This window comes from Lentimicrobiaceae bacterium (assembly GCA_028697555.1).
Taxonomy (GTDB): domain Bacteria; phylum Bacteroidota; class Bacteroidia; order Bacteroidales; family UBA4417; genus UBA4417.
On sequence record JAQVEX010000001.1, the window covers coordinates 25946 to 44709 of the forward strand.

Sequence of the window (18764 nt, forward strand, 5' to 3'; positions counted from 1 at the left end):
TTATTGTTTCAAAAATTTAGAATACTTAACGCCGTTATTTGTTGCAACACTTAAAATATACGTTCCTTTTGGTAGAAAACTTACGTTGATGCAATTGTTCGAATACGGTCTATCGTAAAGTATTTTTCCGTCTAAATCAACAATTTGCACATTTCCTATAACAGTTATTTTATCTGTATTAATGTAAATATTGTCGGATGCAGGATTAGGATATATTTTTACATTATCAATAAAATCAAGGTTTGTACCGATGTTCACATCATTATGTAGTCTGAGAGCAAAGAAATGTATATTATCCATATCCGGCGATGTTGAGCCCGACATAACTATTTTTCCGTCTTGTTGTAGTACAACACCACTTGCTTGGTCTTCTTGTCCAACCACATCATAAATTGCAATTCCGTTATTACCGAAAGAATTATCAACAGTGCCGTCTTCAAGGTATCTTACAGCAAAAATATTGTATGTTTTATAATCTACATATTCTCCTACAACAATAATTTTACCGTCGGGCTGTATAGTAAATCCTTTACAATAATTTTCGCCATTAACAATGTTGGTTTTAACAATTCCATTGTTTCCAAAAGAGATGTCAGGATTTCCGTTTTCATCAAGTTGAACCAATGCTACATCGTATTTCAAAAACGGGTCATTTGTAATCCACGTGTGACCGCCAACCAAAATTTTGCCGTTTTTTAAAACTTTTAATTTAGTTGAATAATCGTTTCCATAACCTACTTTAATTTTAGAAACTCCAAGTTCTCCAAAGGTAACATCCAATTCGCCGTTTTCGGTAAAACGAGCAATCGTAAAAATGGGATTATTTCCGTCAAAGCTCATTCCGGCAACAACAATTTTTCCATCATTTTGAAGGTCAATTGCTTTGACAAAGCTCATATAGTACTCCATTCCAAGAATTGCAAATCCGTTTGTGCCAAATGTATAATCTACAGTTCCGTTGCTGTTATATCTAACAACTACAAATCTGTCTCCTGCATAGCCGCCGGTTACTATCTTGCCGTCGGGCTGGATAACACAGGCTTCAGCAATATTGTCCATATTGCCTATGTCGGTTGTAACACTTCCTGCGTTTCCAAATGTAAGGTCAGGACTTCCGTCTTCGTTAAATCTCCATACGCGTTCGTCTGTAGGTCCGTAAAGCGAATAGTTATGTCCTGCTACTACAATTTTCCCGTCAGACTGAATTTGAATGGCATTTCCATATTCTGAAACATCTGATTCCCCGACAATAACAATACCGTTATTTCCGAAACTTAAATCCAAAGAACCATCAGTATCATACCTTACAAGTACCATATCTTTATAGGCTCCGGCAGAATTGGTATGACCTACAAGAACGCATTTGCCGTCCTGTTGTATTGCAATACCGCTTGTTTGGCTATAATGATTGGGTGAAATTTGGGTAATGGCAAAACCGTTGCCAAAATCGCCGTAGCTAACATCAATTGCTCCGGCATTTTGCCCAGAAACAACTACGGATGAAATAATAAAAGTTAAAGTTAGTATTAGTGTTCTCATAGTAAAATTTTTTAGCAAAAGTAAAACATATTCAATAAAAAATTAAAAAGTAAGTAAAAGTATTTAAAAAATATTTTTTCGGAAATCCGTATTTAATCGACTGTTGAAACAACTTTTGTGCGAAGTCGAATCGTAAAAAAAAACATATAAAAAAAATAGTATTAAAATTTGTAAGTTTCGTTTGTAAAATTTTTTACCTTTGCGTTTAATAAATGTTAAAATTATGTTAAACATTGAATTATTTGTCAGATGTATTATTGATATATGACAATTCTAACAATGTTGGCGTAAGTAGTTGGGATATGGGTTTGGTAAACATTTATATTGTTAAGGAAAGTAGAATATAAACTCAATGCATAACCAAAAATTATTAATTAATGAAAAGAATAATTACCCCACTACTGATAGCGATAAGTTTATTATTTTCGCAAGTAGCATTAAGCCAAATTATTAGCGTTTCAGGTACGGTTATATCAGGCGATGATGACTTAACTTTGCCTGGCGTTACTATCCAAATTAAAGGGCAACCCGGAGTAGGTACCATATCGGATATAGATGGTAAATACAACATACAGGTTGATTCAAAAGGGACATTGGTGTTTAGTTATATTGGATTTGAAACCCTTGAAGTCCCTGTGAAAGGAAGGAACACTATTGATATTGTTTTAGCTGTCGATTCAAAGGTTTTAGGCGAGGTTGTTGTTACAGCCTTGGGTATTAAGCGTCAAAAAAGAGAATTAGGTTATTCTACCGATGAAATTGACGGAGATTTAATTGCCCAGTCGGGGAGCGACAACGTAATTAGTGCACTTAGCGGTCGTTCTGCAGGTATTCAAATTGTCAACCCTACCGGTGTCGATGGCAGTTCTTCCCGAATCCTAATCAGAGGTAACAATAGTATTACGGGCAACAACCAGCCCCTAATTGTTGTTGACGGAGTCCCAATGTCTAACGAAGGAGGCATCAGCAGTTGGGAAGGAGGTAGAGACTGGGGAACAGCCCTAAACAATATCAACCAGGAGGATATTGAAGACATTAACATACTTAAAGGTCCAGCTGCTGCTGCTTTGTACGGCTCAAGAGGTGGTAACGGAGTTGTTCTGATTACGACCAAAAAAGGGAAAAAGCAAAGCGGCTTGGGTGTTAATTATTCAATGAGCTACAGAATAACGACTCCATATTTATACAGAGAGGTGCAAAACAAGTACGGAGCTGGCTGTCCTGCATCATTCAACAAGCCCGTATTACAAAAAAATAACGACGGAGTTTATATTTATCCCGGAATATACAACACCGACGACGGACCCGAAGGTGAACCCACAAACACTACATTTGGTTATTATGGCAGCTCCGTTTCGTGGGGACCCGAAATGGACGGAACGGAAATTTTGTGGTGGGACGGAGTTATGCGAAAATACTCGCCACAGCCCGATAATATCAGCAGATTATTTAAAAATGGGGGTTCTCTCACAAATAACATATCTATTTCAAACGCAGGCGAGTTTGGCTCGGTTAGGGTTTCACTTACCGACCAAAGATCCGACGCTATTATCGATAACACTAATTTGCGTCAAACAACTGTAAATGTCGGAACATCATTAAATGTATCGAAAAAAATAAAATCCGATATTTCGTTTACTTATTTGGATTACTCAAGACTAAATAGCCCCGAAATAGGTGAATCGTACAGCAACTTTTCAAAAGGCTTACTATATGGTTGGCCCCGTAGCTGGAAAGGCTTGGAATATGAAAAATATGAAAATCCCGACGGCTCTATGTTCGATTGGGGCAATTACGCATATTCTACGTATTTCCCGTACATGTACAGTTCAACATTTTGGAGTTTCTACAATAATAACACAACGCTTAACAGGAAAAAGGTTTTCGGCTCCATACGTTTATCTTATGATATCAACGATTGGCTAAAAGCTACTGGTAAAATTGGTGTTGACTTCAGTCTTGATGAAATGGAAACCCGAAACAAACCAACTATGCCTGATGGTATCACCGGTGGCGCGTACTCAAACGGCTTGACCAGAAATTACACAATGAATTCCGATTTCTTGATAACAGCTTATAAAAACAATCTGTTCGGACTAAAAATAAACGCCAGCCTATCTGCAGGAGCTGAGATGTTGTACGTAAACAACTACAACATTAATGGAAGGTCGGGAACGTGGGTATATCCAAATTTGTACACATTCTACAATTACACACATACACATCAGGTGCCTGGCGAATGGAGATACGAAAAACAAGTTAATTCAACCTATATGTTTTTCAACTTAGGTTACGACGACTTTTTATTCCTTGATGTAACAGGCAGAAACGACTGGTCTTCTACCTTGCCTTCCAACAACAATAGCTATTTTTACCCTTCGGTAACATTGAGTTTTATACCTACCGAAGCATTTGAAGAAATCAATTGGTATCCTGTTACGTTTTTCAAATTAAGAGGTGCATTTGCTATGACGGCAAGCGATGACGAACCTTACAAGTTAGATTTCACTTATTCTACCGGCAATTTTGCAGGAGCATCGTCTGCGTCATTACCTTGGTTAGTTCCACCGTTGGCACTTAAACCTCAACGTCAAAAATCGTGGGAGGTAGGAACAAACATCGAACTTATTAATAAGTTAGATTTCGATTTTACTTACTACTATATATACGCTTGGGATCAAATTTTTGATTCACCGCTAACAAACTCGTCGGGTGCGGCAAGTGTTAGAACCAACTCGGGAGTCGTTACAAACAGAGGTTTGGAAGGTGTTTTGAATTATAAAATCATAGAACGTGCCGACTTATGGCTCAAATCAGGAATTAACTTTGCACGAAACCGCAACAAAATCGATGATTTGGGAGGTGCAAATATTTATATACTTACTTCGCTATGGGGCAACAACGGACCTGCTATTGCAGTTACCGAAGGCGATTATTACGGTACTATCTACGGTTGGGATTACGTATATTCGTACGTAGATGATAATGGCGAAACTATTGGACCATTCTACGATGCAAATGGTAAAGCCCTACCACTCCTTAACGACAAAGGCACCGAATATTTAAAGACAGACTCCAGAGTTGCCGTCGGAAACTCGGCTCCGTTTATTACCGGAGGTTTGAATTTCGCTTTAGGTTGGAATAATTTCACAATTTCCGGACTTATAGATACCAAAATAGGAGGCGATATTTATTGCGGTTCTTACGTTATCGCAATGCAAACAGGTCAGAGCCCTGAAACCCTGCACGAAAGAGATGGAAACGGATTGCCCTACTACGATGAAGATGGAAACTTTATAGGTAATTACGGAATCATTTTAGAAGGAGCTCATAAAGATGGTACTATAAACGACAAAGTTGTACACTACTATTATAAATATTTGCCTAACATGGGAGGTTGGGGCAATTATCTGACAAAACCAGGAATTATAGAAAACACATGGGTGAAAATGCGAGAACTATCAATTGTTTACAAAGTACCGTATAAGTTTATTAAAAAACAGAATGTATTTCAAGACTTGCAACTTTCTATTGTAGGTCGCGATTTATTTTACTTTTATAAAACCCTGCCCGATAATATTAACCCCGAAGGTACTATCGGTACGGGTAATGCTCAAGGATTGGAGTATGCTTCCTATCCGGGCACTCGTTCATTTATTTTCTCAATTAAAGCCAGTTTCTAACCAAAAATATTACACAACATGAAAAAGTTTATCACATATATAGCTTGCGCAACATTACTGTTAGCATCTTGTACAAAAGGGTTTGAAGAAATGAATAAAAACCCTACAACTCCTACCGGAACCGATATTCCATCGTTGTTTAACGGCGCTGTGTCGTCATTACTTTTAGGTTGGAACGAACAATTTTATTTAAGCAACGAAATATTTTATCCCGAAACGGAACTTGCAGCCTTATCGGCAGAAGCTTGGGGTAATTACTCTATAGGAACAGAAGAAATTTGGAGAAATTACTATGCGGGATTGGCAAACATAAATGACTTATCAGCCCGATTAGACAAGCTATGCAACGATAGTGCCGACCAGGAAATTGCTGACTACGTCAAAGCTCAGGTTATAGTCTTAAAAGCGTATAAAACTTTTAAAGTTACTGATATCTTCGGAGATATTCCTTATTCGGAAGCAGGAAAAATTTGGTTGCAAACCGATAATCCTAACTATCGACAGCCAAAATTCGATTCGCAAGAATCTATTTATAGATCTCTTTTAACAGAACTTGTTTGGGCTAGAGACTTTTTTGGAGATGCTCCTACCAAAACCGCTTTAAACCACAATTATTACACAATTCCGGCTACTCACGACAATTTATTCGGCAATAATTGGTCGTCGTGGGAAGTGTTTGCAAATGCTCTGATACTACGTCATGGACTTCGTATGTACGACAAAGACCCTGACTTCGCAAAGCCTTTATTGGTAAAAGCCTTCAGTAAGCCCGAGATTGCTGCATTTGCCGACATATGTATGTGGCCCCAAAAATTAAATATTACCAATACCAGCGCGCATTGGTCGTTTTACGAACACAGAAATTTAAGAATGGGCGAAACAGCTTGGTCGCGAATGTACGACTCTACTTCTACGCTCCCGAATGGCATTTTCGATTACAGAGCGTACATATTTTTCGACACCGACAATTATTCTGCCGAAAATCCTAAAGGTAAGTGGGTTCCTTTCCCTCAAATAAAAGATGAAAACACTCCAAACGCAACAGGAGCACCATACTCAGGTTCAAGGTCATCGAACTTTTGGTTCAAACCTCAATGTAATTTTTCGCCTATTAATTACTATCTGATAAGAGATGAAAATTACATTCCCGAAATACTTTTTACAGCTGCCGATTTAGCTTTTATTAAAGCTGAAATCCTTGCCCGAAATATAGTACCAGGCTCCGCTATGGAAATTGATATGATGCTTACTTCCGGCATCAAAAAGTCTTTTTACTTCTGGAACCAAATGCCTGATAATAGCCCGATTTGGACTGAAACCTGGGATGCATACGCCGAACAGCAGCAGCTTGGAATAGATGCTAAAGCTCAAAATATGGCTTCGTATGTAATGAACCATTACTACGAGATCAACGGATGGGTAATTCCTCAAGAAAAATACTTGGAATACATTATTGAACAACGCTGGATAAACTTGTTCCGTCAGCCTTGGGAGGCTTGGTGTCTTGCCAGACGAACATTCCAAACGCCTACAACTACAAACCATGCTAAACTTAAATCGTATCGTTTGCCGTATCCGCCTAGCGAAGTAGAATACAATAAAGAAAATTATCTACAGCAATTAAACAACATGTCTAATGGCGATACTCGTTCTACCAAAGTGTGGTGGATGACTAAGTAAAACAACCCATTTTGTCAATTAAAATGATTAAACAATATATTAACCTAAAAACAAATATCATGAGAAAATTACTTACACTTATTTTCAGCTTAATGTTTATAAGTCTTTCCGCACAGGTTGAGTACTTGTACGACTTTAATAGTCTGCAAACGGGTACTAAATGTTTGAACGGACAAGACAGCTGGGTTACGCATTACCAAACGGCGTCAACATCTCCCGATTTTGATGTCGATTATGTATGCGGAGACCTTACAACTCCCGACGAAACAATAGGGATATTCTATCCTTATGGCGGACCAGGTATTGGTCGCACTGCAACCAGAAAAGCTACACCTAACTTCAATTTCAACTTCCAAGACGGTGGTATTATGGATTTGGAAATGGATATGACCGATGTGTGGTGGGGAGCGTACTTTGGTGTTGGCTACGACGGAAACGGGGACGGACACATTTTGGTCGGAATGACCGATGAAGACGGTGGAATTTTTATCAGAAATGCAGGTAGCGGTAACAATTACCACCCAAATTTAGTGCTACCCGACGGCACTTCTATTCCTATTCCGTCTTTTACACAAAGCGGTTGGGCTCGTTACAAAATGTCCTTCGATTTTAATGCCTATAACGGACAAGGTTCTGTAACTGTATTTGTTAAGCCCGGGTGCGAAGGTCAATGGCTACAGCTATCAGAAGTTACCGAAGTTAATATGGGATTAACTCCCGGCTCAGGTGATAAATTCGATTATGGAGTATGGGACGGCTTATTTTTCCACTGCCAAGGTGGAACGGGAGGTTTCGACAACTTGTTGGTCAGACAAATGCCTCAAGGAAACGTGCAATACATCAGTATGGACGAAATTCCTAAGCAACTGATTACCAATCCTCCAATCACTCTTCAGGCTACTGCAACATCGGGTTTACCTGTTACTTTCGAATTGATTAGCGGACCCGCAACAATAAACGGTAATATACTCACTCTTACAGGAGAAGTTGGAACCGTTAATATTAAAGCCATGCAAGGCGGCGATGCTACTTGGTTACCGGCTCCCGACGTGTATAAAACTTTTGATGTCATCGACCCTATGGCTTATACGCCCGAAGTTAAAATTAGAAGACCTTACAACGACACAAAAGTTTATATGCCCGAACTTAACCCGACAATGATTGTCGTTAGCGCTTATATAGAACACAGCGATGCACTTAAAATTGAAAAAGTTATGTGCAACGTCGATGGACAAGATTTAGAAGCTTTTACTTACCACCCCGATGACCCGACAAATGGATATTTCTCGGTGCTTTGGACACCTTCTGACTTTGGCAATTATACGCTTAACGTCGATGTTACCACAACGGGAGGAAAGGTTACATCTGCCGTAAGTAGTTTTGAAGTAACCAACAATTACCAAACCATGGATGTCCTGACAATTTGTGGTGATTTAATTTGTTCTCCGGGCGTTACATCGGCAAAAGGCGAATATGTTATTCCTTCACACGTTGGAGCATTTAATAAAATAACCGCATTTTACGACCATAATTGCGTCAACGGCAATTGCGATACCTACGATAGAGTTGGTGGTGTTAATATCAGAAATTATCGTGGCGAATGGATGGAGCTTTTCAGATATATTTCTCCTTTCGGAGTTCAGTGCGAAGATAACCTCGACGTTAGCGACTACACATCTCTATTACAGGGCTTGGTTGAACTTGAGTTTTACTTCATTACTTGGAATGGCTCAGGATACAATCCAAATCTAACATTTACTTTCGAGAAAGGTAATCCGGAATATAAATATATTGATATTACCGAAGTATGGAATGAAACGTATCCCTTTGGCGATTATGCCAACCAATCACCCATACATCCGGTTGACTTTAAATTCTCGCCGGAAGCTCAAAAAGCTAAACTTAAACTAACCTCTACAGGTCATAACTGGAGTAGTAATACCGCTCCAAATTACACTTATAATACAGGCAATGCAGCCGAATTTTACGAAGCAACTCACAACATTCTTATTGATGGAGCTATAAAATTCACTCAACATTTATGGCCCCAGTCAGGTAGTTGTTCACCAAATCCGGCAGGTTGTCAACCTCAAAACGGAACATGGACGTTTCCTCGCGCAGGTTGGTGTCCGGGATCAATAGCTATGGTTTGGGATTATGATTTGACCGACCAATTGAGCAAAAATTCAATTAATATCAACTATCAGTTCGATCCGGATTATTTGGACTTATGTCACCCAAATCATCCCGACTGTATCGACGGTCAAACCTGTACCAAATGCGATGCTCCTGATAATCCAATTATTCAGGTTGCCGGAAAAGTACTTTCGTACAGCAACAATAGTAGTATTTTTACAAATATCAATGAACCATTTATTCCGTTTAAACCTTCTTTCAAAGTTGATATTTCGCCAAATCCGGCTTCCAATTCCGTACTTCTATCATCAAATTACAACAAAGGAAAACTTAGTGTACATATATTGGATATGAACGGTAAAGAAGTTGATAGATTTGTTTTCAATAATTCTAAGATTCTTGACGTTTCGAAGTATCAAAAAGGAACCTACATTGTGTATATTATAGGCGATACAATGATAAGTAAAAAATTAATAATTATGTAAAACCACATTTTAATAATTAAGTGATATGAAAAAAATAACCTTTTTAATATTGATATTAACTTTAATATCGAGTGTAGTGTTTTCTCAGACTACAACCACGTACACATTTAACGATCTTAACGTTGGACCTTTAAACGGTCAGGATAATTGGGTTTCGGTTAAACATAGTGCCGGTGGCGGTGTCAACGAAGTAGATTATATTGGACCTCAGGGTGTCGTTACTCCAGACCAATCTTTGGGTGTGTTTTTCAAACATGCCAATACCAATTATGGAGAAGTTGCGACAAGAAAATCTACTTCAAATTTTAATTTCGACTTTTCGCAAGGCGGAATCATCCAATTGGAATTGGATTTGAGTAACTGTAACTATTGGGGATATGCATTCGGCTTGGGCTACGATGCCGACCAAAATGGAACGCTACTGCCACCAATGATATACGAGGCGGTTTATCCCAACCCAAACCTTCCCACACAAGATGGAGGTATATATTTGGTTCTTACAGCTCACAAGGATGATAACGATCCCAGATTTCACTGCGGTATTGTTTTGCCCAACAATACGATGCCTGTCGAGTTTAAACTTCCGGACAGAGAATCATGGATGCGTTTCAGAATCTTTATAGATTTAGAAGCTAACAACGGTTCCGGAAGTGTTGCTTTGTTCCTTGATAATGGAATTACAGGAGAATTTCAGCCCATACCTGAAATTCAGGGCATAGATGCAGGTCTAACACCCGGTTCGGGCGATAGATTTGACCCGAATGTTTGGGATGCGGTATTCTTCTTAAGCAGTAGCCATGGAGGTTTCGACAACTTTACAGTTACTCAAATTCCGGCAGGATTGCAAACTCAATTTATTAACTTCCCAACAATCCCCGATAAACTAATATCGGCAGAACCTTTTACGGTATCAGCCACATGTACATCAGGATTGCCAATATCTTATGAAATTGTTAGCGGACCTGCTACCATCGATGGCGACCTTGTTACTTTGACCGGAGACCCGGGAATTGTTAGAATTAAAGCTTCACAAGGAGGAAATAGTACGTGGTTAGCTGCTCCCGATGTTATTCAACAGTTTGAAGTTGTTGACCCTTCGGCTTTTGTGCCCGAGATAAAAATCAGAAGACCATACGATGGAACCAAGGTATATGCCGAAACACTCGACCCACTACTTATGGTTGTTTCGGTCGATATTGAACACCCCGATGTGATTCTTGTCGAAAATATGGAATTTAATATTAACGGACAGATAGTAAAATGTAAAAATGCCGGCAATAACTATTTTACAGCGCTTTGGGAACAACCGACGTACGGAACACACATAGCTAACTTGTCAACTACAATGTCGGGCGACAATACTTACGTTACACAAGCAAGCTTTGAAGTAGTTTCGCAAACAAACAACTATGAAGTATTAACTTTTGATGGAAGTTTCCATATTTCACCAACCAACCATACAGTTACTGGCGAATTTGTATTCCCAACGTTTATAGGAGGTTACAACGAAATTAATGCATTTTTGGATATGAATTGTGCACCCGGCGGTTGCGACACATACGATAGAGTTGGAAGAGTTAAAGCTAAAAATATACACGGTGATTATGTAGAATTGTTTAAGTACATCACACCTTTCGGAGTGCCATGTAGCGATGCAGTCGAGCTTACTGATTACTCTTCCGTGCTTCAAGGGTTGGTTGAATTTACTTTTGAAGTCGTAACATGGAACAGTGGTGGATATTTGCCGGTTTTGAATTTTGAATTTATTAAAGGAACTCCTGAATACAAATATTCTGATGTTGTTGAGATATGGAATGGCAGGTTTGATTTCGGCGATTATATCAACCTTCAACCTGTGCCACCAATTCAATGGACTTTCAATCCTAATGCAAAAAAATCATCACTCATAGTAAGCACTACCGGACACAATTGGAGTAGCAATACTGCACCAAATTATTCGGTTAATACCGGTAATGCTGCCGAATTTTACGAAGCTACACACCATATTAATATAGACGGAATAAAAGAGTTTGTACAGCATTTGTGGCCCCAAAGTGGGACTTGTACACCTAATCCGGCAGGTTGTCAACCTCAAAACGGAACATGGACATTTCCTCGTGCAGGCTGGTGTCCTGGTTCTATTGCTATGATTTGGAATTGGGATTTAACTCAATTTATTAGCAACGGCTCAATAGATATGGAATACATTTTTGACCCTGATTACGTCGACCTTTGCCATCCAAATCACCCCGATTGTGTTGACGGAACAAATGGATGTCCAAACTGTGCCGCACCCGACAATCCAATATTGGACGTTTCTGCTAAAATTGTTACATATAGCAATAATAGTAGCTTATACGTAGGAAATAACGATTATAAGGTTATTGATAACTTAATTTCTTTCAACCTATATCCTAACCCTGCAAATCAAAAAGTTTTAATTACTGCAGATAATATAGACAAAGTTTTTTCAGCCAATATTATCAATTTCTTAGGTCAAACTGTAAAAACCTTCCAATTCGTAGGTTCAAAAATTATAGATATTTCAGACCTTCCAAAAGGTATTTACATTGTAAATATTGTAGGACAGAGATCGGCATCGAAGAAACTTGTTGTTAACTAGCCTTTAGCTTTTGGCTTTTAGCCATTGGCTAAGAAAGCTAACAGCTAACAGCTAATAGCTAAAAGCTAATTGATTTATAGCAAACCTTATTGTTGCTTTTCTGGACTTCAACAAGTTAGAATCTAAGTCCGAATGTTAAGTAAATTGAGTTGGAGGATATATTCTGATTTGCAACAGGAGCAATATCGTACATATAAAAATCTTCTTTGCTTTTTTGTAGTTGATAAGCTATATCTACGAAGTAATTTCTTTCTCTAACACCAAATCCTACCGAATATGCTTTCATTGCTCCCAATTTGTCATTATCGGCGTATGGTGAGCCATAATAAGCGAATCCACCTCTTAAGGCAAATATCATAAAACGGTATTCAGCTCCAAATCGGAAGTTATGAGAGGGTTTAAATACTCTTTCTATTTTGCTATTCTCATCAATAAAAGCGTAAGTATCCGAACGTAAGTTAGCTTTTGAGTAATCAGTATATTCGTAGTCGCCTGAAATAATAGCATGTTGACCAATTATAAAAGCCATACTTCCAATAGCTCTTAACGGAGTGTTAATTCTGTAATCGAATTTACCTTTCGGCGAATCTTTTTTGGATTTAAAACCGTTGTCAAATTCTGAAGTAACAGTGCTGTTCCATTCGTCGGTTATATCATAGTACGCGGTAGGAGTGTGTATGGCTGCACCTATACGCATAAAGTTGGTAGGTTGTACTATTACACCTAACTTAGCATTAATTCCCGAGCCGTCAGTATTTAATTTCTCCCTTAAACTCATAGCTTTGAAGTATCTTATATTATCAGTATCGTCGGTTTCAGTCAAAAAACCATTTTCGGTGTATGTAATATTTGTCAAGCCCAACGAAAATCCCAAAAACACGTAGTTGTGAATATTTACACTTGCACTAAAATTAGTTTCGCTTACTCCACCCGTTCTTTTTATGGTTTTGGTTTGCGTAATACCTTGTCCTTGAGCCATGTCAATTACATACATGTTGGTAGCAGTGTCTTCATAAATTAGTTCTGTGCTTACAGCCAATTCGTTTCCAAAGGGATCGCTAATACCTGAGTTTAGTTTATCTCTGTAGGAGGTAAGTATCGAATTCTGGTCGTTATAACCTCTAAAAAGAACACGATTACTAAAAGTGTTTGTACTATTAACTCCGATTCCAAGTTGTACAGAAACGGGTTTGTTTTCGTCAACAACATATACAAAAGATGCATTGCCTAAATACATAGTACTTCTATTGTCCGAATGGCTTTCGTTTAGGAAATTTGATTTAGTTGATGAAAAGTTTAGAAAGGGTGAAATCAAAAATTCTCCTTGGCGGTACAGCCCCATACCTGCGGGGTTTTGGACAGTAGCCGAATAATCTGCGCCAACAGCGCCGAAAGCTCCTCCCATAGATACAAAGCGAGCTGAACCACTATAGTTAAAACGCGAATACCTTAAGGCATCCATTTCATTTTGTGCTGATAATAATCCGCTTATTACCAGAAAAATCATTAATAAGTTAATTTTTAAAAATCTCATGATAATTTATTTTTGGGGTTTAGTTTTTATTTTACTATTAGTTACTTTTATAAAATTAGTGTCTTCCTGCGCCTGATGAACTTCTTGAGCTACTGCTTGACGAGCCTGAAGACCTACTGCTTGAAGAACCACTCGAGTACGAGCTTGAGCTACTTCTTGAAGGACTTGTTGAATAGCTTCTTGAAGAACTACTTCTTGAAGGCGAACTGTAAGTCGAACTAGATTTTCTGGAAGGAGTATAAGTGTTAGTACTACCTCTCTGATTATTGCTTCTGTTTAAATTACTCGGTTGGCTATTCCTTTGAGTTGGAGTATATGAATCTCTGCGGCTTGGAGAAGTTGTTTCACTATTGTTTCTATAACGTGGAGCAGTGTATTCCTGACGACTTCTGGGCTGATTGTGCCTTGGTGCTGTGTAACGCTGTGTTGAAGTGTTTCTGTCGGGGTTTACTGTATTACCACGCTCAACGTTGGTGTCGGTTCTTCCGCTTCCCGTGTTGCTTCTAACATTAGCATCAGGTCTATTACGTTCTGCGTTTCTAACAGCCGGTGTTGAGGTACGTCCTGAACCTGAAGTGTTATCAGCAGGAGGTCTAACATCGGTACGAGAGCGACTGACATTGGTGTTGGTTCTTCCGGCATTCGTAGCTTCATCTCGTCTTACTGTTGGATTAACATTAGTGTTATCGCCTCTTGGTGAGCTAACTGAGGTAGAAGTTCTAGCCGAAGTGTTTCTGGCTTCGTAGCGTTCGCCAAAAGTACTATATTCGCTATTACGAGGCAAAGTTGAGCCTGAGGCTACCGAGTTTCTTGGACCGTAGTAGTATGAGTTTTTATCTAAGCTATTGTAGTAATTGTTGTTAAAGTAATCGTATCCCGAACCGTACCAATAACCATCATAAAATCCATGCCAATATCCTGAGTAGTAACTTCCATATCCCCAGTAGCTATATGGGCTCCAGTAGCTATATGGGCTCCAATACCATGAATAATAAGGTCTATACCAGTAGCTTCTGTACCACGGATAGTAGCTATAGTAATATGAATACGAAGGATACCACCAATTGTAACCCATATATATACTAACGCCGTAATAGTATGGGTCGTAGTCGTACCAGTATCTGTTAGTATAGTAGTCGGAATAATAACCACCATAATAGCAAGGATTGTGGAAACGTCTTATACGTGCAGTATATGCGTAGTCGTAGTAATCGTCGGAGTAGTAGCCTTCATCATCGTAATAGGCTTCACTATCATCATAGGTGTATTCATCATCTTCATCTTGATAATTTTCGTAATCTTCGGCATAATACTCTTCTGATTTTTTCTCTTGTTCTTTTGCTAGACGCTCCTCGCGTAGTTTTTCTATGTATTCTCTACGCTCTTTTTCTAATTCAGCTCTTTTTTTAGCAAGTTCAATTTGTTTTTGAGCATATAGTTCACGCTCTTTTTGGGCTCTGCTGGGTGTAATGTATGCGTCGTCGTAGTTGTAAAAGTTTTGTGTTGTAGTACACGAAGTTAAAACAAAGACTAACACTACAAAAACTAATGTTACTATATTTTTCATGGCAATTAGGTATTAATCTGATTGTTACGTATATTATTGAACAAAACTAATAGGCAAAATAATAAAACTCATGTTGACAACTGAATAATATTTTATAATTTTGCAGTCTCATATTAGTATATATTTACTTACAATAATTATACCACAATTTTATGGCAAAAAATTTTGTAACGCGAGAAGAAAATTATTCACAATGGTACAACGACTTAGTTATTAAGGCTAACTTGGCTGAAAATTCGGCTGTTAGAGGTTGTATGGTAATAAAACCCTACGGCTATTCCATATGGGAGCGTATGCAGAGGGCTTTAGATGATATGTTTAAAGAAACAGGACACGAGAATGCATATTTTCCTTTATTTATTCCCAAATCATTTTTTAGCCGCGAGGCTGACCATGTTGAGGGTTTTGCTAAGGAGTGTGCTGTTGTTACACACTACAGATTAAGAAATTCGTCTGATGGCTCAGGTGTTGAAGTTGACCCTGATGCAAAATTAGAAGAGGAACTTATCATTAGACCGACTTCAGAAACTATAATATGGGATACGTATCGCAATTGGATACAATCGTATCGCGATTTGCCTTTACTTATAAATCAGTGGGCTAATGTTGTTAGATGGGAGATGCGAACACGCTTGTTTTTGCGTACTGCCGAGTTTTTGTGGCAAGAAGGTCATACAGCTCACGCAACCGAGCAAGAAGCTATTGAAGAAACGGAAAAGATGATAAACGTATATGCCGATTTTGCTGAAAATTGGATGGCTATGCCCGTACTTAAAGGTATAAAATCGCCTAATGAAAGATTTGCTGGTGCTGTTGAAACGTATTGTATAGAAGCCCTTATGCAAGACGGTAAAGCCTTGCAAGCCGGCACTTCACACTTTTTAGGACAAAACTTTGCAAAAGCATTCAATGTACAGTTTTTAAATAGCGAAAACACTCTTGAATACGTTTGGGCTACTTCGTGGGGAGTTTCAACCAGATTGATGGGAGCACTTGTTATGAGCCATTCTGATGACCACGGACTTGTTCTGCCTCCAAAATTAGCACCTGTTCAGGTTGTTATTGTTCCAATATATAAATCAGATGAGCAATTGCAACTTATCAATGAAACGGTTGAACCTATTATTGCCGATTTAAAGAAATTAGATATCAGAGTTAAGTACGACAACAGAACAACACAAAAACCCGGGTGGAAGTTTAACGAATATGAGTTTCAAGGAGTTCCGGTGCGCATAGCAGTTGGTCCCAGAGATATTGAAAACAAAACTGTTGAGGTTGCTCGTAGAGATACATTAGAAAAAAAATCGTACCAAATGGCTGGTATTGACGTTGTTATTAAAAATTTGTTGGAGCAAATTCAAAAAAATCTATATATAAAAGCCTTAGATTTTAGAGAAGAAAATACGAGAAAAGCCGATTCTTGGGACGAATTTGTCGATATTATAGAAAATAAAGGAGGTTTTGTATATGCACATTGGGACGGAACTTCCGAAACCGAACAAATTATTAAAGACAAGACAAAAGCAACAATACGTTTAATTCCAATTGAAGGAAAGAAAGAACCTGGAAAATGTATTTTAACAGGTAAGCCTTCCGAACAAAGAGTTGTTTTTGCAAGGTCTTATTAAATTAGATAAAAGCTTCTACTTAAAATGTCAGTTACTGCAATTGTTATCATTCCAGCTCGCTACCATTCAACACGCTTTCCGGGCAAGCCTTTGGCAGATATTAATGGTAAAACCATGATAAACAGGGTTTATGAGCAGGCTATTCAGAGTAAATTAGCCTCGCAAGTGTGGGTTGCAACCGATAATGAACAAATCTTTAACCATGTAGAAAGCTTTGGAGGCAAGGCAATTTATACATCGCCGGAGCATGGTAGCGGCACTTCAAGAGTTACCGAAGCTGCATCGTTATTATTAGATAAAAACGATGCGATAATTGTAAACCTGCAAGGCGACGAACCTTTTATTAACCCTCAGCAAATAGACGATTTAATAAAATTGTTTGAAGATGATAAAGTTGAAATAGCAACTTTGGTGAAAAAAATTGATACTATAGATGAGCTCAAAAGTGTTGGAGAAGCAAAAGTTGTAGTTGACCACGAAAACAATGCCATGTATTTCAGTAGAAGCATCATTCCATTCGACAATAGCAAGAACATAGATGTAGAAAACAACACATACTACAAACATGTTGGAATATACGCTTACAGGTATTCAACTTTAAAAGAAATCGATAAGTTATCTCCCTGCGATACGGAAAAACTTGAAAGCCTTGAGCAACTGAGGTGGCTATACTTCGGATACAAAATTAAGGTCGCAAAAACCGAGTACGAATCGTATTGTATAGATACACCCGAAGATTTAAAAAAACTTATTAACAAAAAGTTGCCTAATTATTAGATTTTATTTAATTTAGCGGTCTGTTTAATGTATTAAACTATGCCTATTATGATAACAAAAGCAATAACCGATTTATTATATCATAACGAATGTGTTGTAATACCAGGTTTTGGGGGCTTTGTTAGGTCAAATACCTCATCAAGTATTAATACACAGCGTTCCGAAATAATACCACCCAATAGTCGATTAATGTTCAACGATGCGATAAAAAATAACGACGGCTTGCTTTATCACTATATTTCGATAATTAATAATTGTGCGTATTCCGAATCGAAGCAATTGGTTGATAATTGGGTTATTACTAATGTAGGGAAATTGCAAAAAAAGCAAGCAATTATATTAGACGGCTTAGGATATTTGAAATACGGAAGCCAGGGAAATATTGAGTTTGTTCCTAATATGCAAGCAAATTACAATATTAACAGTTTTGGATTACCTAACTTGAAACTTTATCCCGTCAGACATGTACCCGTTGAAACTGTTTCTGAACCTGTTGTGGCAAAAACCGTAACCTTTAAGCCAAACAATGTAGCTCTTGAAACATTAAAATGGGCTGCTGTGCTTCTTCCTTTTGTCGGATTGGGAATAGCAGCGGGTATTAATAACAAACCCATAAATAAGTTTTTAAATAATCAGACGGGTTTGTTTTCGTGGGTGGTTAGCACGCCTGGAAAAACTATTGAAGAGAAAAACTTTAATATTGCCGAAAAGGACAACAGTATTTCTAAAATAGAAACCTACGAGCCTAAGTCGCCAGCTGATTATATGAGTTTTAGCGAATTTGTTTCTTTGCAAACTGAAAGCAAAAAAGAGGCAGAGGTAAAAAATACTATTAGCGATGAGGTAGTAGATGAGTCTGCGTCCCAAGCAGGTTATTACATTATTGGCGGAGCATTTTCTAAAAGTAGTAATGCCGAAAATTTTTGCAAAATTTCAAAATTAGACGGTTACAATACAGCCGGTATAATCGGAACAACTCCAAGCGGTCTTATACTTGTTAGTCTGTGTAAATTTGACAATATAAACGAAGCGACAAAAATGCTCAATGAAGTCAAATCATCGGGACACGAGCAAGCATGGATATATAAGAAGTAAAGTTATAAAACAGCAAA

10 protein-coding genes are annotated in these 18764 nt (G+C 38.2%); 7 read left to right on the forward strand and 3 right to left on the reverse strand.

The window, feature by feature from the left end:
• A complete protein-coding gene (locus PHP31_00120; protein ID MDD3737688.1) occupies positions 1 to 1539 on the reverse strand; it encodes a T9SS type A sorting domain-containing protein in 1539 nt (512 codons plus the stop codon).
• Between the two features lie 377 nt (positions 1540 to 1916).
• On the opposite strand from PHP31_00120, the gene PHP31_00125 reads away from it, so the two are divergent.
• The 4 genes from PHP31_00125 to PHP31_00140 are packed head-to-tail and all read left to right on the forward strand — an operon-like array spanning position 1917 to position 12146.
• On the forward strand, positions 1917 to 5222 hold the full coding sequence (locus PHP31_00125) for a SusC/RagA family TonB-linked outer membrane protein (protein ID MDD3737689.1): 3306 nt from the start codon (positions 1917 to 1919) through the stop codon (positions 5220 to 5222).
• A gap of 18 nt (positions 5223 to 5240) precedes the next feature.
• Positions 5241 to 6902 carry a SusD/RagB family nutrient-binding outer membrane lipoprotein gene (locus PHP31_00130; GenBank protein MDD3737690.1) on the forward strand — a complete coding sequence of 554 codons (1662 nt, stop codon included), beginning with the start codon at positions 5241 to 5243 and terminating at the stop codon, positions 6900 to 6902.
• Positions 6903 to 6961: 59 nt separating this feature from the next.
• The gene (locus tag PHP31_00135) at positions 6962 to 9523 is read left to right on the forward strand and encodes a peptide-N-glycosidase F-related protein (protein MDD3737691.1); all 2562 of its coding nucleotides are present in this window, start codon (positions 6962 to 6964) and stop codon (positions 9521 to 9523) included.
• A 25-nt stretch (positions 9524 to 9548) separates the two neighbouring features.
• Complete coding sequence (locus tag PHP31_00140) at positions 9549 to 12146, forward strand: peptide-N-glycosidase F-related protein (GenBank protein ID MDD3737692.1); 2598 nt, start codon at positions 9549 to 9551, stop codon at positions 12144 to 12146.
• A 115-nt stretch (positions 12147 to 12261) separates the two neighbouring features.
• Here the strand turns inward: PHP31_00140 and PHP31_00145 are convergent, their stop codons facing one another.
• Positions 12262 to 13680, reverse strand: a complete 1419-nt coding sequence (locus tag PHP31_00145; GenBank protein MDD3737693.1) for a hypothetical protein — start codon at positions 13678 to 13680, stop codon at positions 12262 to 12264.
• A 55-nt stretch (positions 13681 to 13735) separates the two neighbouring features.
• Positions 13736 to 15247: a hypothetical protein gene (locus PHP31_00150; GenBank protein MDD3737694.1), complete on the reverse strand. Its 1512-nt coding sequence runs from the start codon at positions 15245 to 15247 to the stop codon at positions 13736 to 13738.
• A gap of 152 nt (positions 15248 to 15399) precedes the next feature.
• On the opposite strand from PHP31_00150, the gene proS reads away from it, so the two are divergent.
• From proS to PHP31_00165, 3 genes are read left to right on the forward strand one after another with little or no spacing between them, the layout of a single operon-like run.
• Positions 15400 to 16875 carry a proline--tRNA ligase gene (gene proS / locus PHP31_00155; protein MDD3737695.1) on the forward strand — a complete coding sequence of 492 codons (1476 nt, stop codon included), beginning with the start codon at positions 15400 to 15402 and terminating at the stop codon, positions 16873 to 16875.
• A gap of 24 nt (positions 16876 to 16899) precedes the next feature.
• A complete protein-coding gene (gene kdsB / locus PHP31_00160) occupies positions 16900 to 17652 on the forward strand; it encodes a 3-deoxy-manno-octulosonate cytidylyltransferase (GenBank protein MDD3737696.1) in 753 nt (250 codons plus the stop codon).
• A gap of 48 nt (positions 17653 to 17700) precedes the next feature.
• Positions 17701 to 18747: a hypothetical protein gene (locus PHP31_00165; GenBank protein ID MDD3737697.1), complete on the forward strand. Its 1047-nt coding sequence runs from the start codon at positions 17701 to 17703 to the stop codon at positions 18745 to 18747.
• Positions 18748 to 18764 lie beyond the last annotated feature (17 nt).